This is a genomic window from Bradyrhizobium sp. CSA112 (assembly GCF_029051645.1).
Taxonomy (GTDB): Bacteria; Pseudomonadota; Alphaproteobacteria; order Rhizobiales; family Xanthobacteraceae; genus Bradyrhizobium.
Map to the genome: position 1 here is coordinate 247,258 of NZ_JAACFS010000005.1, position 17,716 is coordinate 264,973.

A 17,716-nucleotide genomic window follows, 5' to 3' on the forward strand; every position below is an offset into this window, starting at 1 on the left:
GCGCATTGTCGGGCCTGTCACGGAACAGGTGAGGCATGCTGGTCGAGCGTGGAATTCAGGTCATGAACTTCGAGGTGGTGGGCGACGCCTACGCCATCGCGTCGAACTACCTGCGCAGGACCGGCGCCATTGCCGATACCGTCGTCACCGACGAGCGGTTGTTCGAAATCATCGTAAAGCTGTTCCAGCGCGGCGAATTCAACAGGATCCGGCTCGCAAACAAGGCGATCGCCGAATTCGAAGCGCGCGTACCGGCCTGACCGCATCACCCGCATCACGCAATTCAGGAGAAGTCCATGGAAGCCGCGATCGACCGCATTATGCAGACCTATGACCTGCTTCTGAACCGCACTGCCGCGGCCAGCGACGAGGCGCGCGCGAAGGTGACCGAATACGTCGCCAAGCTGGTGGAAGCGGGCGAGAAAGATCCGCACCGGCTCACCGTGTGCGGCCTGACATATTTGCGCCAGCTCGACGGCAGCAACGATCCGGTGAAGGGGGGATATACGGGGCTGTAACGAAAGGCTGTTGTGGCCGCGGCTTGGCTGGCGCACGTGCGGAAGCAGCACGCGGGAAGGGAACCTCTTGCTGCCTTGCGCATGCCGCCATAGATTTCGTGATCCGATCGGCGGAGGCTTGCCATGACCTCAATAACCCGTCGTGTGTTCCTGTCGCTTGCGGCCGCCCTCGCACCGGCTTCGGCGATCGCCCATCACGGCTGGGGCGGATACGATACGTCGAAGTCGTTCACCGTCACCGGCAAGATCCTGAAATCGACCTTCGAAAACCCGCATTGCGAGATCGAGATGGAGGTCGACGGCAAGCGCTGGCACTTCATCCTCGCGCCGCCGTCGCGCATGCAGGCGCGGGGTGCTACCGCTGACCTGATCGCGCCCGGCAAGACCTGCACCGTGTTCGGCTATCCCCATACCAGCAAGCCGGACGAGGCGCGGATCGAATATATCGTGCTCGGCGGCAAGCGCATCGAGTTGCGGTAGGTCGCGGGTGGAACACGAGCTGGCCGCATCGATATTCCTGTCCCTGCAGGAAAGCGCGCTGGGTCATGTGATGCGCTCTTCACCTGCGCTTTATCCCGCGGTCGAGATTTTGCACATCATCGGCTTTGTCGTGCTGGTGGGGTCGATCCTGGCGCTCGATTTGAGGATGCTGGGGCTCGGGCGCGCGATTGCGATCCAGCCGATGGCGCAATTGCTGCTGCCGTTGTCGCGCGCAGGCTTTCTGCTCGCGATCAGCATGGGACTTTTGCTGTTTTCCGCCGATGCGTCACATGTCGTGAAAAATCCGGCATTCCATAGCAAGCTGCTGCTGATTGCGGCGGCGCTGGTCAACGTCGTGATCGCGCATTCAGGCCCATGGCGTCATGTTAAAAGCTGGCATGATGAAGCGCCCGGCGGAGCCAAAGCCACCGCGCTGATCTCGCTTGTGCTGTGGCTCGGCGCCATCTGCGCCGGCCGCCTTATCGCGTATTTCTGATGGAGGCCGCCGTGCGCCGCATGCGCTTCGCCATCCTCGCAGTCCTTCTCGGCTTCTGCGGCACGGCGGAGGTCGCCGGCGCCGACGACGCTGCCAATGCCGGGAAGGCGCTGCGGGCAGGCGGCCATGTCGCGTTGATGCGCCATGCCGATGCGCCGGGAGGCGTCGGCGATCCGCCCGGCTTCCGCGTCGAAGACTGCGCCACGCAGCGCAACCTCAGCGCCAAGGGAAGGGCGGACGCAGAAAAAATCGGAGCGCGGCTGAAGCGGGAAGGGATTGCGTTCGAAAAAATCCTGAGCTCGCCGTGGTGCCGATGCATCGACACGGCAAAATTGCTGAACCTCGGGACGGTCGAAACCGAGGCGACATTTGGCAATGTCGTGGTGCTGCGCGATCAAAGAGAGACGCTGACGGCCGGCGCCCGCGCGCTCATCACCAAATGGACGGCGCGCGGAAATCTCCTCGTCGTGACGCACGGCGCGAACATTGCGGCGCTGACCGGCATCTCGCCGGCCAGCGGCGAGATCGTCGTGGTCAAAAGCGGGAACGGTGAAGCTGTCGGCCGTCTGATGCTCGAATGAGCGTGGCTCGCCTCCAGACGCTATCGCGCGTTCGCCCTCGCGTCTTTGTTGCGATACCGGTTCCAGTTGGCAATCACGGCCTCGTATCTAACCGGCTTGGTGGGCAAAGGATCGAATTGCCTGACGGGCAAATCAGCTAGATGTTTTGTCCAGTCGCTCTCGCAAAAATATTCTGCTTTCGTTCTCACCCAAATCAGTCGCATAACCCCGCCCGTCTCACGGCAGATGAGGGGCGCTGGCCATCGTCACTGACGTGCGGTGAGATGCGATGGACGCAGATGGCGCGCTAGACGTACGCGCCTTAAGCGTACGGTGAAGTCGTGTGGTTCGGGCGTCGCGGTGCTGGCGCTAAGTTGCGCGGAATTTTCTGCGTGGCGACGGAGGCAAAAGAGCCGTTCTCCGGGAAGAGCACGAAGTAAGCCGTAAAGCCATTGCGCAGGGAAGGCCGGAATGCTCCCGCTGCCCTGTATGCTCGTGTGCAGTTTTGTTTGCGCAAATCGCACGCGAGACCGCGGGTGCAGCAAGCACCCGGTCTTCCCTGCGCCCTCTGATTGGAGAGGGCCAAACGAAGATGCACACCTCGGGCGCAATGCGCCGCGAGATCGCGAAGTCACATCTGCGTAGGATGGGATGGGTAGAGCGCAGCGAAACCCATCACCGCATGCGCAGTATCAGTGGCATTGATGGGTATCGCTGCGCTCCACCCATCCTACAGGCCGCCAGGTGGATTGCTCCGCTTCTCGCGCAATGACACTCTCAAGCCAACGGTGCCCATCAACAACAACAGGGAGGAAACCCATGCTCACGCTTCATCACCTCAACGACTCCCGCTCGCAGCGAATTTTGTGGCTGCTGGAGGAGCTGGGCACGCCCTATGAGATGAAGCGCTATCAGCGCAACGCCGAGACACGGCTTGCGCCGCCGGAGTTGAAAGAGGTTCACCCGCTCGGCAAGTCGCCCGTCATCACCGACGGCGGCACGACGATTGCGGAGTCCGGAGCGATCGTCGACTACATCATCCGCCGCTACGGCCAGGGAAAAGATAAACCCGCGATGATGCCTTCGCAGGGAAGCGCTGATTACGAGGCCTACAACGAGTGGCTGCACTATTCCGAAGGTTCGGCGATGCTGCCGCTGATGCTCAATCTCTACGTCTCCCGCCTGAAGGAGGCGGGTGCACCGCTGCATCCGCGCATCGACAGCGAACTGGCCAACCATCTCGGCTATGTCGATGCCGCGTTGAGGGGGCGGGAGTTCTTTGTCGGGGCGTCGCTGACCGGCGCCGACATCCAGATGAGCTTTGTCGGCGAGATGGCAAAGGTATTCAGGAAGCTGGACCCATACCCGAACCTCGCCGCCTGGCTGACGCGGATGCACGCCCGGCCGGCGTTCCAGCGGAGCATCGAAAAGGGCGGGGCCTACCGGTTTGCGTGACTCTCCGTCGTTCCGGCCAAGCGAAGCGCGAGCCGGAACCCATACGCCGCGGACGTGGGAATGGGCACCCTGGGCGCCGCCTTCGTCTCCCAATGACCTACCGGGGGTATGGGCCCCGGCTCAAGGCCGGGGCGACGAGGGAGGGGGCTCCCTCCCCACCATATCTTGCATAAATATCAGCCTTGTACCGCAAGTGCTTGGCCAATTCCGGCCAATGTGGTATCTCGCAGGCGCTTCTTTCGACCGCCACACCAGACCCGCCCGCTTCGCCCCTAAGGGCCTGCGGCGGTGGAGATATTTCGCCCCATGACCTCCTCGTCCTCGAGCCCCAAGACCGCTTCCGCGCCCGACTCGTTCTTTACGGCCACGCTTGCCGAGGCCGACCCGGAAATCGCCGCCGCGATCAAGGGCGAACTCGGCCGTCAGCGGCATGAGATCGAGCTGATTGCGTCCGAAAACATCGTCAGCCGGGCCGTGCTGGAAGCGCAGGGTTCGGTGATGACCAACAAATACGCTGAGGGCTATCCGGGCGCGCGTTACTATGGCGGCTGCGAATGGGTCGACGTCGCCGAGACGCTGGCGATCGAGCGCGCCAAAAAACTGTTCGGCGCGCAGTTTGCCAACGTGCAGCCGAACTCCGGCAGCCAGATGAACCAGGCGGCGTTTCTGGCGCTGCTGCAGCCCGGCGACACTTTTATGGGCCTCGATCTCGCCGCCGGCGGCCATCTCACGCACGGCTCGCCGGTCAACATGTCCGGCAAGTGGTTCAAGGCCGCGCACTACACGGTGCGGCGCGAGGACCAGATCATCGACATGGACGAGGTGGCGAAGCAGGCCGAACAGGTTCGCCCGAAGCTGATCATTGCCGGCGGATCGGCCTATTCGCGCTCGTGGGATTTCAAGCGCTTCCGCGAAATCGCCGACTCCGTCGGCGCCTATCTGCTGGTCGACATGGCGCATTTCGCCGGCCTCGTCGCCGGCGGCGTGCATGCCTCGCCGGTGCCGCATGCGCACGTCACAACCACCACCACGCATAAATCGCTGCGCGGCCCGCGCGGCGGCCTGATCCTGTGCAACGACGAGGCGATCGCCAAGAAGCTGAATTCGGCGATCTTCCCGGGCCTGCAGGGCGGTCCGCTGATGCATGTGATCGCTGCCAAAGCCGTCGCCTTTGCCGAGGCGTTGCGGCCCGACTTCAAGGTCTATGCGAAGAACGTCGTCGAAAACGCCAAGGCGCTGGCGGAAACGTTGCGCGGCCACGGCCTCGACATCGTCTCCGGTGGCACCGACAACCACCTGATGCTGGTCGACCTCCGGCCGAAGGGCCTGAAGGGCAATGTGTCCGAGAAGGCGCTGGTGCGTGCCGCCATCACCTGCAACAAGAACGGCATTCCCTTCGATCCCGAAAAACCGTTCGTCACCTCCGGCCTGCGCCTCGGCACCCCGGCGGCGACGACGCGCGGCTTCGGTGTTGCCGAATTCAAGCAGGTCGGCGGCATGATCGCCGAAGTGCTCAATGCGCTGGCGCAGTCGGAGGACGGCAAGGCTCCGCTGGTCGAAGCCGCGATCAAGGAACGCGTCAAGGCGCTCACCGATCGCTTCCCGATCTATCAGTAAAGGCCTCGTTGGATGCGCTGTCCTAGCTGCAACAGTCTCGATACGCAGGTGAAGGACTCGCGTCCGACCGAGGATTCGGCCGTGATCCGGCGGCGGCGGGTGTGCATCGCCTGCAATTTCCGCTTCACCACCTTCGAACGGGTGCAACTCCGCGAACTGACCGTGATCAAGCGCAACGGCCGCCGGGTGCCGTTCGACCGCGACAAGCTGGTCCGCTCGCTGCAGATCAGTCTGCGCAAGCGGCCGGTCGATCCTGAGCGGGTCGAGAAGATGGTTTCCGCGATCGTGCGCGAACTCGAAAGCGGCGGCGAGGCAGAGGTCTCCTCGGAGGCGATCGGCGAGATCGTGATGGAGCACCTGCGCCAGCTCGACGACGTCGCCTATGTGCGCTTTGCCTCTGTCTATCGCAATTTCCGCGAGGCCAAGGATTTTGAGGCCGTGCTCGGCGAACTCTCCGCGGAAGACGCCGCGCGGGTCGCCACGTTACGCAAATGATCTTCCGCATTCTGGAAGAGCAGTACGGGCAGAAGTCGAAAGAGGCCAAAGCGGCGGACCTGCGCTTCATGCAGCTCGCGCTCGCGCTCGGCCGGCGCGGGCTGGGGCGTACCTGGCCGAACCCGGCCGTCGGCGCGGTCGTGGTGAAGGATGGCGTCATCGTCGGCCGCGGCTGGACGCAAGCAGGCGGCCGGCCCCATGCCGAGCCGGAGGCGCTCAAACGGGCGGGCGAGGCGGCGCGCGGCGCTACGCTCTATGTGACGCTGGAGCCCTGTTCGCATTTCGGCAAATCGCCGCCCTGCGTCGATGCCGTGATTGCATCCGGCATTTCTCGCGTGGTGTCGGCGATCGAAGACCCCAATCCTGAAGTAGCCGGGCAGGGGCATGCCAAACTTCGCTCGGCCGGGATCACGGTCGATGTTGGCCTCGGCGCTGCGGAAGCCGCGCGCGACCACGCCGGACATTTCCGCCGCGTTCGCGACAAGCGCCCGCATGTGATCCTGAAACTCGCCGTGTCCGCCGACGACAAGATCGGTGCCGCCGGCCACAGGCCGGTGGCGATCACGGGCGAAGCGGGGAAGACACGCGTGCACCTGTTGCGCGCGCAATGCGACGCCATCCTGGTCGGCATCGGCACCGTGCTGGCGGACGATCCACTGCTGACCTGCCGCCTGCCCGGGATGGAGGCACGGTCGCCGGTGCGGGTGGTGCTGGATCGCGCGCTTCGCGTTCCCGGCACCAGCAAGCTGGTCCATTCCGCGCGCCAGACGCCGCTCTGGGTCATGACGTCGGACTTCGCCGAAGCCCCCGCGGCCATGAAACTCGGCGCAGCCGGCGCGCAAGTGATGCGCGTTGCGGCCATCGCGAAGCCGCCGGGTCTCGATTTGGCGGCCGTGCTGCACGCGCTGTCCGACAAGGGCATCACACGGCTGATGGTGGAAGGCGGCTCGCGGGTCGCCTCGTCCTTCGTCGCCAGCCGCCTCGTCGATGAAATCTGGCTGCTGCGTGGGCACGAGGCAATTGGGGCCGACGGCATTCCCGCGCTGGACGCATTGCCGCTCTCGTCAATCACCGGGTCGTCCGCGTTCAAGACCCGTGCTAGCGAAAGCCTCGGCAAAGACACTCTCACTGTTTACGAGCGCGTGTAATGTTTACCGGAATTGTCACCGACATCGGCGAGATCGTCGCCTTGACGCCAACGGCGCAGGGCCAGTTGCACCGCATTCGCATCGCCTGCCGCTACGACCAGACGACCATCGCGGACGGCGCCTCGATCGCCTGCAACGGCGTCTGCCTGACGGTGGTCGCCTCCGGGGTCGCAGGCGGCAAAACCTGGTTCGACGTCGATGCCGCCGCCGAGACGCTCGGCATGACCACGGCCAAAGGTTGGATCAAGGGCACCAAACTCAATCTCGAGCGTGCGCTGAAGATCGGCGACGAACTCGGCGGCCATATTGTCGCGGGGCATGCCGATGGCATTGCGACCATCGTCAAGCGCGATGATCTGCCCGATATGGCGCGCTTCGAGCTCCGTACCACGCGGGAGCTGGCGCGTTTCATCGCCGCCAAGGGCTCGGTGACGCTGGACGGTGTGTCGTTGACGGTGAATACGGTCGAGGATGTCGTATTTTCGGTGCTGATCATCCCGCACACCCTGAGCGTCACCACGCTCAGCGGTTGGCGCGCAGGCAGCGAGGTCAATATCGAGGTCGACCTGATGGCCCGCTATGCGGCGCGGCTGTCGGAAATGAAGTGACAGGGTGTCATACGGCGCTTAAAACGCCGGCCGAACCCTCATGGTGAGGAGCGTATTTGCGCCGTCTCGAACCATGAGGCCCGGACGTAATCCATCCTTCGAGACGCGGCCAAGAGGCCGCTCCTCAGGATGAGGACCGAGCAAGACGGAAGATAGTTTATGGCAGACGCACGGCGCGCAGCGCTGAAGGACCAGACCGACATATCAGGCGCGCGCGCGCTGATCGTAGAGGCGCGGTTCTATGACGATATTCAGGACGCGCTGTTGGAAGGCGCCGTCGCCGAACTGAAAGCTGCTGGCGTGACGCACGACGTCATCACGGTACCCGGCGCGCTGGAAATTCCGGCCGCAATCGCGATTGCGCTCGATGCTGCCGAAAGGAACGGCAAGCCTTATGATGCAGCAATCGCGCTCGGCTGCGTGGTGCGTGGTGACACCATCCATTTCGAGATCGTCTCGATCGAATCCTCGCGCGCGCTGATGGATCTGGCGGTCGCGCGAAAAGTTCCGCTCGGCAACGGCATCATCACCGTCAACACCGATGCGCAGGCCTGGGCGCGGGCGCGCGCCAGCGAGTTGAACAAGGGCGGCGATGCCGCGCGCGTGGCGCTGGCGATGCTGCGCATCAAGCGTCGGCTGACGAAGGCTTAGGCGATGGCAGACAGCAAGAAGCCAGCGAAAGCTCCCGACAAGAAAGCCAACCGCCGTGGCGCGGCGCGGCTTGCCGCCGTGCAGGCGCTCTACCAGATGGACATCGCCGGTGCCGGCATCAACGACATCTTCGCCGAGTTCGAAAGCCACTGGCTCGGCAACGAGGTCGAAGGCGATAAGTATCTGCCTGCGGAAGCCGCCTTCTTCCGCGATGTGGTGTCGGGCGTGGTCCGAGACCAGGCAAGACTCGATCCCCTGATCGATGATGCGCTGTCGAAGGGATGGCCGTTGAAGCGGATCGACGCGATTTTGCGCGCGGTGCTGCGGGCCGGTTCCTACGAGCTGGAGCACCGCAAGGACGTGCCGGGCCGCGTGGTCGTATCCGAATATGTCGATGTCGCGCACGCCTTTGTGGAGAAGGACGAGACCGGTATGGTCAACGCCGTGCTCGATCAGATCGCGCGTCAGTTCCGCGCCGACGAGTTCGCGCGTGGCTAACGCAAAACCCGCGTCCGGCGAGGATGCGCTGATCGCGCGCTATTTCCGGCCGCTTGCGACCGACCCGGGCGCTTTCCGCCTCGACGACGACGCCGCGGCCCTAAAGCCAAACGGCGACGACGTCGTCGTGACGACCGACGCCATCGTCGAAGGCGTCCATTTCTTGCCCGACGATCCGCCCGACACGGTCGCGCGCAAGGCGCTCCGGGCGAACCTTTCCGATCTCGCGGCGAAGGGCGCTACGTCCGCCGGCTTCGTGCTGACGCTGGCCTTGCGTAGCACCGACGATGCCTGGCTGAAGCCGTTCGCGGCGGCGCTCGGCGAGGACGCCACGCAGTTCAATTGTCCGCTGCTGGGCGGAGACACCGTCTCCACGCCGGGCCCGCTGATGGTCTCGGTCACCGCGTTCGGCCGTGTGCCGCCGGGCAAGATGGTTCATCGCGGCGGCGCCAAGCCCGGCGAGCGCGTGATGGTGACGGGCACGATCGGCGACGCCGCGCTGGGGCTTGCGATCCTCAGAGGCGGGAAGGTGCATGCCGCCGCTTCCGACAAGGCCGCGCGCGACGCGCTGATCGGGCGCTATCGCGTTCCGCAGCCACGCGTGGCCATGGCTGAGATCGTTCGCGACCGTGCCAGCGCGGCGATGGATGTGTCTGATGGCCTTGCCGGCGATCTCGCCAAGCTGTGCCGCGTGTCCGGCGTATCCGCGGTGATCGATCTGGAGAAGGTCCCGCTGTCCGGCGCGGCGCGGGATCTGGTGTCGCGCGGCGTTGTCGGACTGGAGACGTTGATCTCCGGCGGCGACGATTACGAGATCCTGTGCGCGTTACCGGAGGATCGCGCCGAAGCGTTCGCGCAGGCCGCGCGGCAAGCCGGCGTCGCCGTGAGTTCCATTGGAACGGTGGTGGCGGGAAGCGCGGTTCCGAAATTCATCGACGGGCAGGGCAGGGAAATCGCGCTGGAACGGCTGTCTTACGGCCATTTTTGAAGGCGACGCCGTTAACGCCTTTGGTTTTATTTCCCGTCAGCCATTGCTATTTCGCAGGAAACCTATAGGTGTATTGCCATTCGATTACCGTCGTGCCTTTTCGAACGCGCCCTAAGGGGCTTCTTCCAGAGACATCGTCGATATTGGATTTGAATCCGTGCGATCGCCGTGCGGAATGAAAGCCTAGGTGCTTTGGAGAAGAGAAAATGGCTACAGGAACGGTGAAGTGGTTCAACGGTCAAAAGGGTTTCGGTTTCATTGAGCCGAGCGATGGCAGCAAGGATGTGTTCGTGCACATCTCGGCCGTCGAGCGTGCCGGCCTCGGCGGACTAGCCGAAGGTCAGAAAGTTCAGTTCGAACTCAAGACCGACAAGATGCGGGGCAAGGTGAGCGCGGAAAACCTGTCGCTCGTCTAAGGCCTCGAAAGGTCGTTTCACGGATGTACTGGAATGGCTAGTGAGCCCGCTCGATCCCGATAGGATTGGGCGGGTTCTTGTATTTTGGGTCCGGCCCCAACCTCAAGGCAAGCACCTGCCGCCGCGCGAGCGACAACTTCGCACGCCCGGTTACCGGTGAATCCTTTCAAAAATCGACGGATTCTGGCCTCCGCGGCGTTGCGCCGGGGAGACGATTTTGGCATGGTCCCGCCGATTTGAGGTCACCCTTTTGGGCAGGGAAGGCCTCCATAATAAGCGCCGGCCGCGCTCGCGGGATGGCGTGGGGCGGGAAAACCAGCATCTGAGGCAACTTCTATGACAGCATTATGGGTGATTGTGCTCTGCGGAGCGCTTTCGATCGTTTACGCCATCTGGGCGACGTCTTCTGTTCTGAAATCGGATGCCGGCAACCCGCGCATGCAGGAAATCGCGGCCGCGGTGGCTGAAGGCGCGCAGGCTTATCTGCGCCGCCAGTACATGACGATCGGCATGGTCGGCATCGTGATTTTCGCCCTTCTGGCCTACTTCCTCGGCATGCTGGTTGCGTTCGGTTTCCTGATCGGCGCTGTGCTGTCGGGTGCGGCCGGCTTCATCGGCATGAACGTCTCGGTCCGCGCCAACGTGCGCACCGCGCAGGCAGCGACCACATCGCTGGCGGGCGGCCTCGAGCTCGCCTTCAAGGCGGGTGCGATCACCGGCCTCCTGGTGGCCGGTCTCGCGCTGCTCGGCGTCACCATCTACTTCGCCGTTCTTACCCAGGGCATGGGGCTGAAGGCCAACGACCGCGTCGTCGTCGATGCACTGGTCGCGCTCGGCTTCGGCGCCTCGCTGATCTCGATCTTCGCCCGTCTCGGCGGCGGCATCTTCACCAAGGGCGCTGACGTTGGCGGCGACCTCGTCGGCAAGGTCGAAGCCGGCATTCCCGAGGACGATCCGCGCAACCCGGCGACCATCGCCGACAACGTCGGCGACAACGTCGGTGACTGCGCCGGCATGGCAGCCGACCTGTTCGAGACCTATGCGGTGACTGCGGTCGCCACCATGGTGCTGGCCGCGATCTTCTTCGCGACCTCGCCGCTCCTGGTGCCGATGATGACCCTGCCGCTCGCCATCGGCGGCGTCTGCATCATCACCTCGATCATCGGCACCTTCTTCGTCAAGCTCGGCGCCAGCCAGTCGATCATGGGTGCGCTGTACAAGGGCCTGATCGCAACCGGCGTGCTGTCGCTGCTCGGCGTTGCAGCCGTTGTCTACTGGCTGATCGGCTTTGACACACCGCTGCGCGCTGGCAATGCGTCGTTCACCGGACTGACGCTGGTTTGGTGCGGGATCGTCGGCCTTGCCGTCACCGGCCTGATCATCTGGATCACCGAATACTACACCGGCACCGACTATCGCCCGGTGAAGTCGATCGCGTCGTCGTCGGTCACCGGCCACGGCACCAACGTGATCCAGGGTCTGGCGATCTCGATGGAATCGACCGCGATGCCCGCGATCGTCATCATCGCCGGTATCCTCATCACCTACAGCCTTGCCGGCCTGTTCGGCATCGCGATCGCGACCACGACGATGCTGGCGCTGGCCGGCATGATCGTCGCGCTCGATGCCTTCGGCCCGGTCACCGATAACGCCGGCGGCATCGCCGAAATGGCCGGCCTGCCGAAGGAAGTGCGCAAGTCGACCGACGCGCTCGACGCGGTCGGCAACACCACCAAGGCGGTCACCAAGGGCTACGCGATCGGCTCCGCCGGTCTCGGCGCGCTGGTGCTGTTCGCGGCCTACAATGAAGATCTCAAGTTCTTCATCGCCAACTCTGCCAAGCATCCATATTTCCAGGGTGTGCTGCCCGACTTCTCGCTCAACAACCCCTACGTCGTGGTCGGCCTGCTGTTCGGCGGCCTGCTGCCGTATCTGTTCGGCGCGATGGGCATGACGGCGGTCGGCCGCGCGGCTGGTGCGATCGTCGAGGAAGTGCGGCGTCAGTTCCGCGAGAAGCCCGGCATCATGCAGGGTACCGACAAGCCGGACTACGGCAAGGCGGTCGACCTGCTGACCAAGGCGGCGATCAAGGAAATGATCATTCCGTCGCTATTGCCGGTGCTGTCGCCGATCTTCGTCTACTTCGTGATCTACGCGATCGCGGGTGGCGGCGCGGCCGGCAAGTCAGCGGCGTTCTCCGCCGTCGGCGCCATGCTGCTCGGCGTGATCGTGACCGGCCTGTTCGTCGCGATTTCGATGACCTCGGGTGGCGGCGCCTGGGACAACGCCAAGAAGTACATCGAGGACGGCCACTTCGGCGGCAAGGGCTCCGACGCCCACAAGGCGGCGGTGACCGGCGATACTGTCGGCGATCCCTACAAGGATACGGCGGGTCCCGCCGTCAATCCGATGATCAAGATCACCAACATCGTGGCGCTCCTGCTGCTGGCGATCCTGGCGCACTGAGCGCGCGACAAGTTGTCGAAAAGAAACCCCGCGGTGCGAGCCGCGGGGTTTTTCATGCGCGAGCCCGGTCAAGCATCTGCGATATTTGCCCGTCCCATTCTGGATGCAGCTGCTTTAGCGGCGCGAGGAAATGACTCTCGGGCCCTGTCAACTCGTTCATGCGGCTTGCGCAGCGGCGTGCATCGTCCACGTTGCCGAGTGCGACATGGCAGCATGCGAGCGTTTCCAGTGTCGGACGAAACGTCGGGCGAATGGCGAGCACCGTGTTGGCGGTCGCAAGGGCACGCTCGGCTTCTCCGGCGAGAAGCTGTGCATAGGCGAGCAGATTATACCAAGTGAGATTTTGCGGATCGTTCGGATTTAACGTCAGGCCATGTTCAAGCGGTTCGATTGCGTCTCGTGCCAGGCCCGCGAACAGACGGGCCAGGCCGAGAACCAGATGCCCTAATGCGAAGCTTGAGCTCAATGCGATCGCTTTCTCGGCTGCCGATACAGCTACCAGCGGCGTGTTTCTGTATGCGTTGGCAATGGCGAAGGCGTAGTGCGCATAGGGATCTCTCGGATCGAGTGCTATCGCGTGCGCCGCGGCATCCACGCCTTCCTTGCTGTCCGCGTCGGGCGCGTCGCTCCAGCCGTACGCGATTATCCCGGCGCTGACGCGCCCGAGCCAGATGTGTGATTCCGGCAAGTCCGGGTCGATTGTACAAGCGTGGCGAAAGAGCGCCCGCGCCGCCAGATGGCCGTCGCGGGTGACCTTGTGGAAATGCCACATTCCCCGACGCACCAGGTCCCACGCGGTCATGTTGCCGGTATGCCGCATGGCCGCAACGTAGGCTTCGCTTTTGAGAAGTTCGGGCTCGATCGCACCCGCTACCCGCTCGGCGATCTCGTCCTGGATCGCAAAGACGTCCGCCATCTCCAGATCGTAGCGCTCCGCCCATACATTGCTGCCGTCGCTCGCGTCGATGAACTGAGCCGTAATGCGCAGCCGAAGGCCGGATTGGCGAACGCTTCCCTGCAACACGTAACGCGCGCCAAGCTCACGAGCGGCTTGCAGCACATCGATCTGTTTACCCTTGAAACTAAAGGCAGAACCGCGCCCGACGACCCGGAACCAGCGAAACCGGGATAGCGCCGTGATGATATCTTCGGTCAGCCCATCGGCGAGATATTCCTTGTCGGCTTCGCCAATGATGCCGAAAGGCAGAACAGCGATAGAGGGGCGAGACTGGGCATTGCTCTCAGCGCGCTGCGGTGTGGCGCTCTGCGCCCGCCAAGCGACCGGCGCAGCAAACCGGTAGCCGACACGCGGGACAGTCGTGATCCATTCGGAGCCGTCCTTCGCGGTCCCGAGCAGCTTGCGCAGCGCCGCGATCTGGACCGACAGATTGCTTTCCTCCACCGTGACGCCAGGCCACGCAACGTCCATCAGGCTAGCTTTGCCGAGGATTTGGCCGGGCGCCTGCAGGAAAGCTTGCAGCAGGAGGAGGCCCTTTTGGCCGACCGCGACCGGTCGGCCGTCCCGCGACAGCATTCCGCGATCCATATCGAGCATGAACGGGCCAAAGGTGAAGGGCGCACTGGGCATGCGGCAGCTTACCGAGCTTTGGAAGAATTTGGAATTTTTCGGACCGATCTTTGAGACTTCGGCCATCCGGACAAGTGATCCTGCCCGTGTTGAGTAAAACAACCGGAGAGACGGCAATGAGCAACATGATCGCACGGGAACGGTACGGCGTGGACTCAGGAGCTGGCGGGAAGGGGATCGTCGTGAAGGGGAGCAAAGGCTACCGCGCCGAACAGGGATCCGACTATCAGCCGGGCATCAGCGCGGAGACTGTCGGCTCGAAAATGATCTGGCTCGGCGTTATTACGCGGCCGGCCGGCCGGCGCACCAAGGCCCATGTCCACGAGCACCACGAGACGGCGCTCTACATGATGAGTGGGGACGAACTGGAAATCTGGACTGGCGATCAGTTACAGCACTGCGAAAAGGTTCACCCCGGTGACTACATTTACATTCCGGCGGACGTTCTGCACGTTGCGGTCAATCGCGCCGCCACGCCGGCGGTCTTTGTCGGATCGCGCAGTGAGGCGACTGCACAGGAGAGCGTGGTGCTGCGGCCGGAGATGGATGCGCGTGTGCCGTGACCGGCTGCTGGCAATCCCGACGCACTGAGCGACGAGAAGCTGATCAAAAGAAAACCCCGCGGTGCGAGCCGCGGGGTTTTTGATTGGGATTGCCGATCAGGCGCTCAACCCGCGTCCATCTGCAGGCCTTCGCGCTTGATGATGTCGCCGAACTTCGCGGTCTCCGCCTGGATGAAGTCGGAATACTGCTGCGGCGTGCCGTGATCGGTGCGTGCGCCGATCTTGGCCATCTGGTCCTTGATGTCATCGCGCTCCAGGAACACCTTGATTTCCTTGTTGAGCGCGTCGACCACAGGAGCGGGCGCGCTCTTCGGCAGGAAAATGCCAAACCAGGATGAGACGTCGAACTTTGCAAGCTCCGATGCGCTCTCGCGCATGGTCGGAACATTGGGCGCCAGCGCGGCACGCTCCGGCGTGGTCACCGCCAGGGCATTGAGCTTGCCGTCCAGAACCTGCGGCAGCGTCGGATAGAGATTGTCGAATAGGATCTGGATATCGCCGGCAAGCGCAGCCTGCAGCGCCGGCCCGGCGCCGCGGAACGGCACATGCACCATCTTGAGCCCGGTCAATTGCAGGAACCAGGCGCCGGTGAGGTGGGGGCTCTGCCCGACGCCGGACGAGCCATAGGTGAGCTTGTCCGGATTGGCCTTGATATAGGCGGTCAGGTCCGCGATCGACTTGATTGGCACCGACGGGTGCGCCGATACGATGTTTGGAATCCGGATCAGGTTGGAAACCGGCTGCAGCTGATCCGCCTTGTAGGGCATGTTGCGGAAAATGCTGTAGGCGATCGCGTTGGGGCCGGGATTGCCGACCAGGATGGTGTGTCCGTCACCCTTGCTACGCACGGCTTCGGCGGTGCCGATGGTGCCGCCACCGCCGGAGCGGTTCTCCACGACCGCGGACTGGCCCCACGACTTCTGCAGATGTGCCGCCAGCAATCGTCCCATCACATCGGTGGTGCCCCCTGGCGCCGCCGGCACAATGAGGCGGACGTTTTCGGTCGGCCGCCAGTCGGCGCCGAGACTCGCGCGCGGCAAGATCGCTGCCGCTGAAACGGCTGCAGCTCCGGTCAAAACATGGCGTCGAGAAATAGCTCTAATCGTCACAAGTTCACTCCCTGCTGAATCATTATTTGCAAGGGACCGTAGGCAGCGCGCGCGCAGAGGGCAAGCGGGCGACTTGGCGCAGGATTTCCGCGTCGCGGAACAGAGTGAATCGGAACTGACCGAGCTCTAGTTAAAGCTGAGTAGCTTGAACAGCGGCGTCAGGTAGCTGAGCTCCTGGCCGGACGTCGGCGTGGTGCGGCTGATGAAGTCGAAGATCTTGCCGTCCTGCAATCCGTAATTGGCGAGCCGCTGCACCTGGCGATTCTTGTCGAAGTAAATCGCGATCACGCGCTGGTCGACGACCTGCTGATTCATGAATGCGACTTTGCGCTCAGAGCGCTGCGAAATGTAATAGAACACCTCGCCGTTCAAGGTCGCGACCGTCGACGGCGTTCCCATCACGATCAGCACCTGATCCTGGCTGGCGCCGATCGGAATCTGCTCCAGCGCGTTGGGCGGCAGGATATAGCCCTTCTGGAACTGCTCGCCGGTGCACCCCGCGAGCGTCACGCAGACCAGTGCCGCGGCCGCAGCCGCCCGGAAGCCGCGCCAGCGCATGGTCAGGCGGCGAGGCGAGGGCACACAGGTGCTCAGGTGGCTCATCTCGATCATATCAGGAATTAGCCCGTCCTCTTGCATCGCGCGGTGCGTTGACGTACCGGGCAGCATGCTGGATTGCAACACGCGTGGCCCGGGAGGGCTCGCTTGCGGAACCCACAATGCTTTGGCCATTCAATCACTTCAGGAAACCCCGGGCGCGGTTGCGCGGCACCATCGAGGCCATCTATGGCATGATCGTGACGCAGGCGCGAGAACCGTTGTTTTATCGGGACTTTGGGGTTCCGGACACGGTTAACGGCCGTTTTGACCTGCTTCTGCTGCATTTATGGCTGGTCTTGCGACGCCTGAAGTCAGTGGAGGGCGGCACGGCCCTGTCACAAGGGCTGTTCGACCATTTTTGCAACGATATGGACGATAATCTGCGCGAAATGGCGGTTAGTGACCTCAAGGTGCCGAAGCGCATGCAGGCCTTCGGCGAAGCCTTCTATGGCCGGACGGCGGCCTATGACTTTGCGCTGACGGAGGGCCGTGAGGCACTGGCGCAGGCGATGTGCAAGAATATCCTGAACGGCGAGAACATCGAAAAGGCCCGTCTGCTTGCGGCATATGCCGAGGCGGCGATGGCCGCTCTCGACCGCCTCGACGAGGCGACGCTGGTGAGCGGTTCGGCCAAGTTTCCTTTGCCGGAGAATGGCGCACAGCAATGAGCAAGAACGACGCAACAGAGAAGCTCGACCCGTGGCGCGTCCCCGTTGCGGTCGCGCAAATCCCCGAAACGGGCCTGCATCGCGACATCGAGGCCGATCAGGCCATCCGCAATGCGGTGGCCGAGACGGGCAGCTTGCGCGAGGTGTCGTCGGTGCTGGCTTCCTTGGACGTGACGCCACAGCGCGGCGGCCGCTTCCATGTGACTGGCCACGTGCGGGCGCGGATCGGACAGACCTGCGTGGTGACGCTGGAGGAGATCGAGAGCGAGATCGAAGAGCCGATCGACCTGATCTTCGCGCCACCCGAGCAGATCCCGCAGATGGCCGCGCTGGTCGAGGAGGCCGGGGAGAGCGACGAGGAGACACCCGATCCACCCGAGCCGATCGAGAACGGCATGATCGATCTCGGCAGGGTCGCCACCGACGCATTGTATCTCGCGGTCGATCCATATCCGCGCAAACCCGGCGCCGTATTTGAGCCGGTGGTTGAAGCCGCCGACCCCGAGGATCACCCGTTCGCGGCGCTAAGGGCGTTGAAGGCAGCGCCGAAAAAATCGGGCAGCAGGAAGCCCAAGGGCAAGTAGCAGGCAGTTAAAGTGGTCGGCGAAGCTGCCATCGGCTCGAGGTAGCTGTCATGTCCGATCCCGAATATCTCGTAAGATGTTGAATTATATAGGGATACTTGTTACTCTTGATTTCGGGCCACACAGCTTCCCTTTCGCCAAAAGACGCGGTCAAGAGGTTGTGTCGGGACGGGGACACGCTATTGTCGCGGCCCGGCGGGGGCGCGGT

General features: G+C 63.5%; 21 protein-coding genes. 18 read left to right on the top strand and 3 right to left on the bottom strand.

The window, feature by feature from the left end; translation table 11 throughout:
• Positions 1-35 precede the first annotated feature (35 nt).
• The 15 genes from GWE18_RS13495 to GWE18_RS13565 all read left to right on the top strand — a co-directional run bounded on the left by GWE18_RS13495 (position 36) and on the right by GWE18_RS13565 (position 12,396).
• On the top strand, positions 36-260 hold the full coding sequence (locus GWE18_RS13495; protein ID WP_275186221.1) for a hypothetical protein: 225 nt from the start codon (positions 36-38) through the stop codon (positions 258-260).
• A 36-nt stretch (positions 261-296) separates the two neighbouring features.
• Complete coding sequence (locus tag GWE18_RS13500) at positions 297-518, top strand: hypothetical protein (RefSeq protein ID WP_275186222.1); 222 nt, start codon at positions 297-299, stop codon at positions 516-518.
• Between the two features lie 123 nt (positions 519-641).
• Positions 642-998 carry a DUF6152 family protein gene (locus tag GWE18_RS13505; RefSeq protein WP_275186223.1) on the top strand — a complete coding sequence of 119 codons (357 nt, stop codon included), beginning with the start codon at positions 642-644 and terminating at the stop codon, positions 996-998.
• Positions 999-1,005: 7 nt separating this feature from the next.
• Positions 1,006-1,494 (top strand): hypothetical protein, encoded by a 489-nt coding sequence (locus tag GWE18_RS13510; RefSeq protein WP_275186224.1) that lies wholly within the window; start codon positions 1,006-1,008, stop codon positions 1,492-1,494.
• Between the two features lie 20 nt (positions 1,495-1,514).
• Positions 1,515-2,075, top strand: coding sequence for a histidine phosphatase family protein (locus GWE18_RS13515; RefSeq protein ID WP_275186343.1), 561 nt, complete (start codon positions 1,515-1,517; stop codon positions 2,073-2,075).
• 798 nt (positions 2,076-2,873) lie between these two features.
• Positions 2,874-3,509, top strand: a complete 636-nt coding sequence (locus GWE18_RS13520) for a glutathione S-transferase (protein ID WP_275186225.1) — start codon at positions 2,874-2,876, stop codon at positions 3,507-3,509.
• Between the two features lie 306 nt (positions 3,510-3,815).
• Positions 3,816-5,126, top strand: coding sequence for a serine hydroxymethyltransferase (glyA, locus tag GWE18_RS13525; RefSeq protein ID WP_275186226.1), 1,311 nt, complete (start codon positions 3,816-3,818; stop codon positions 5,124-5,126).
• Between the two features lie 12 nt (positions 5,127-5,138).
• Complete coding sequence (gene nrdR / locus GWE18_RS13530) at positions 5,139-5,621, top strand: transcriptional regulator NrdR (RefSeq protein WP_057849401.1); 483 nt, start codon at positions 5,139-5,141, stop codon at positions 5,619-5,621.
• Positions 5,618-6,769 carry a bifunctional diaminohydroxyphosphoribosylaminopyrimidine deaminase/5-amino-6-(5-phosphoribosylamino)uracil reductase RibD gene (gene ribD, locus GWE18_RS13535; protein ID WP_275186227.1) on the top strand — a complete coding sequence of 384 codons (1,152 nt, stop codon included), beginning with the start codon at positions 5,618-5,620 and terminating at the stop codon, positions 6,767-6,769. The genes nrdR and ribD overlap by 4 nt, the downstream gene beginning before the upstream one ends.
• Entirely contained in the window at positions 6,769-7,377 is a 609-nt protein-coding gene (locus GWE18_RS13540) for a riboflavin synthase (RefSeq protein WP_275186228.1), read from the top strand. The genes ribD and GWE18_RS13540 overlap by 1 nt, the downstream gene beginning before the upstream one ends.
• A 159-nt stretch (positions 7,378-7,536) precedes the next feature.
• Entirely contained in the window at positions 7,537-8,028 is a 492-nt protein-coding gene (gene ribH / locus GWE18_RS13545) for a 6,7-dimethyl-8-ribityllumazine synthase (protein WP_275186229.1), read from the top strand.
• 3 nt (positions 8,029-8,031) lie between these two features.
• On the top strand, positions 8,032-8,526 hold the full coding sequence (nusB, locus tag GWE18_RS13550) for a transcription antitermination factor NusB (protein ID WP_057849405.1): 495 nt from the start codon (positions 8,032-8,034) through the stop codon (positions 8,524-8,526).
• Positions 8,519-9,514 carry a thiamine-phosphate kinase gene (gene thiL / locus GWE18_RS13555; RefSeq protein ID WP_275186230.1) on the top strand — a complete coding sequence of 332 codons (996 nt, stop codon included), beginning with the start codon at positions 8,519-8,521 and terminating at the stop codon, positions 9,512-9,514. Before nusB ends, thiL begins: the two co-directional genes overlap by 8 nt.
• A gap of 206 nt (positions 9,515-9,720) precedes the next feature.
• A complete protein-coding gene (locus tag GWE18_RS13560) occupies positions 9,721-9,930 on the top strand; it encodes a cold-shock protein (protein ID WP_028345703.1) in 210 nt (69 codons plus the stop codon).
• Between the two features lie 336 nt (positions 9,931-10,266).
• On the top strand, positions 10,267-12,396 hold the full coding sequence (locus GWE18_RS13565) for a sodium-translocating pyrophosphatase (RefSeq protein ID WP_275186231.1): 2,130 nt from the start codon (positions 10,267-10,269) through the stop codon (positions 12,394-12,396).
• A 52-nt stretch (positions 12,397-12,448) separates the two neighbouring features.
• Here the strand turns inward: GWE18_RS13565 and GWE18_RS13570 are convergent, their stop codons facing one another.
• Entirely contained in the window at positions 12,449-13,984 is a 1,536-nt protein-coding gene (locus GWE18_RS13570) for a winged helix-turn-helix domain-containing protein (RefSeq protein WP_342804255.1), read from the bottom strand.
• 125 nt (positions 13,985-14,109) lie between these two features.
• On the opposite strand from GWE18_RS13570, the gene GWE18_RS13575 reads away from it, so the two are divergent.
• Positions 14,110-14,547, top strand: coding sequence for a cupin domain-containing protein (locus tag GWE18_RS13575; protein ID WP_275186345.1), 438 nt, complete (start codon positions 14,110-14,112; stop codon positions 14,545-14,547).
• Between the two features lie 104 nt (positions 14,548-14,651).
• On the opposite strand, the gene GWE18_RS13580 is transcribed toward GWE18_RS13575, so the two are convergent.
• Both GWE18_RS13580 and bamE read right to left on the bottom strand, forming a co-directional pair.
• A complete protein-coding gene (locus tag GWE18_RS13580; RefSeq protein WP_275186232.1) occupies positions 14,652-15,656 on the bottom strand; it encodes a tripartite tricarboxylate transporter substrate binding protein in 1,005 nt (334 codons plus the stop codon).
• A gap of 126 nt (positions 15,657-15,782) precedes the next feature.
• Positions 15,783-16,259, bottom strand: a complete 477-nt coding sequence (gene bamE / locus GWE18_RS13585) for an outer membrane protein assembly factor BamE (protein WP_275186233.1) — start codon at positions 16,257-16,259, stop codon at positions 15,783-15,785.
• A 116-nt stretch (positions 16,260-16,375) separates the two neighbouring features.
• Here bamE and GWE18_RS13590 point away from each other — a divergent pair, with 116 nt between their 5' ends.
• Positions 16,376-16,924: a ubiquinol-cytochrome C chaperone family protein gene (locus tag GWE18_RS13590; RefSeq protein ID WP_275186346.1), complete on the top strand. Its 549-nt coding sequence runs from the start codon at positions 16,376-16,378 to the stop codon at positions 16,922-16,924.
• Positions 16,921-17,508, top strand: coding sequence for a DUF177 domain-containing protein (locus GWE18_RS13595; protein ID WP_275186234.1), 588 nt, complete (start codon positions 16,921-16,923; stop codon positions 17,506-17,508). The genes GWE18_RS13590 and GWE18_RS13595 overlap by 4 nt, the downstream gene beginning before the upstream one ends.
• Positions 17,509-17,716 lie beyond the last annotated feature (208 nt).

Excerpts from the sequence above, each read along its gene's own strand:
- GWE18_RS13495 (WP_275186221.1), top strand. The coding sequence starts at position 36 with ATGCTGGTCGAGCGTGGAATTCAGGTCATGAACTTCGAGGTGGTGGGC.
- GWE18_RS13500 (WP_275186222.1), top strand. The coding sequence starts at position 297 with ATGGAAGCCGCGATCGACCGCATTATGCAGACCTATGACCTGCTTCTG.
- GWE18_RS13505 (WP_275186223.1), top strand. The coding sequence starts at position 642 with ATGACCTCAATAACCCGTCGTGTGTTCCTGTCGCTTGCGGCCGCCCTC.
- GWE18_RS13515 (WP_275186343.1), top strand. The coding sequence starts at position 1,515 with ATGCGCTTCGCCATCCTCGCAGTCCTTCTCGGCTTCTGCGGCACGGCG.
- GWE18_RS13520 (WP_275186225.1), top strand. The coding sequence starts at position 2,874 with ATGCTCACGCTTCATCACCTCAACGACTCCCGCTCGCAGCGAATTTTG.
- glyA (WP_275186226.1), top strand. The coding sequence starts at position 3,816 with ATGACCTCCTCGTCCTCGAGCCCCAAGACCGCTTCCGCGCCCGACTCG.
- nrdR (WP_057849401.1), top strand. The coding sequence starts at position 5,139 with ATGCGCTGTCCTAGCTGCAACAGTCTCGATACGCAGGTGAAGGACTCG.
- ribD (WP_275186227.1), top strand. The coding sequence starts at position 5,618 with ATGATCTTCCGCATTCTGGAAGAGCAGTACGGGCAGAAGTCGAAAGAG.
- GWE18_RS13540 (WP_275186228.1), top strand. The coding sequence starts at position 6,769 with ATGTTTACCGGAATTGTCACCGACATCGGCGAGATCGTCGCCTTGACG.
- ribH (WP_275186229.1), top strand. The coding sequence starts at position 7,537 with ATGGCAGACGCACGGCGCGCAGCGCTGAAGGACCAGACCGACATATCA.
- nusB (WP_057849405.1), top strand. The coding sequence starts at position 8,032 with ATGGCAGACAGCAAGAAGCCAGCGAAAGCTCCCGACAAGAAAGCCAAC.
- GWE18_RS13560 (WP_028345703.1), top strand. The coding sequence starts at position 9,721 with ATGGCTACAGGAACGGTGAAGTGGTTCAACGGTCAAAAGGGTTTCGGT.
- GWE18_RS13565 (WP_275186231.1), top strand. The coding sequence starts at position 10,267 with ATGACAGCATTATGGGTGATTGTGCTCTGCGGAGCGCTTTCGATCGTT.
- GWE18_RS13570 (WP_342804255.1), bottom strand. The coding sequence starts at position 13,984 with ATGCCCAGTGCGCCCTTCACCTTTGGCCCGTTCATGCTCGATATGGAT.
- GWE18_RS13575 (WP_275186345.1), top strand. The coding sequence starts at position 14,110 with ATGATCGCACGGGAACGGTACGGCGTGGACTCAGGAGCTGGCGGGAAG.
- bamE (WP_275186233.1), bottom strand. The coding sequence starts at position 16,259 with ATGAGCCACCTGAGCACCTGTGTGCCCTCGCCTCGCCGCCTGACCATG.
- GWE18_RS13590 (WP_275186346.1), top strand. The coding sequence starts at position 16,376 with ATGCTTTGGCCATTCAATCACTTCAGGAAACCCCGGGCGCGGTTGCGC.
- GWE18_RS13595 (WP_275186234.1), top strand. The coding sequence starts at position 16,921 with ATGAGCAAGAACGACGCAACAGAGAAGCTCGACCCGTGGCGCGTCCCC.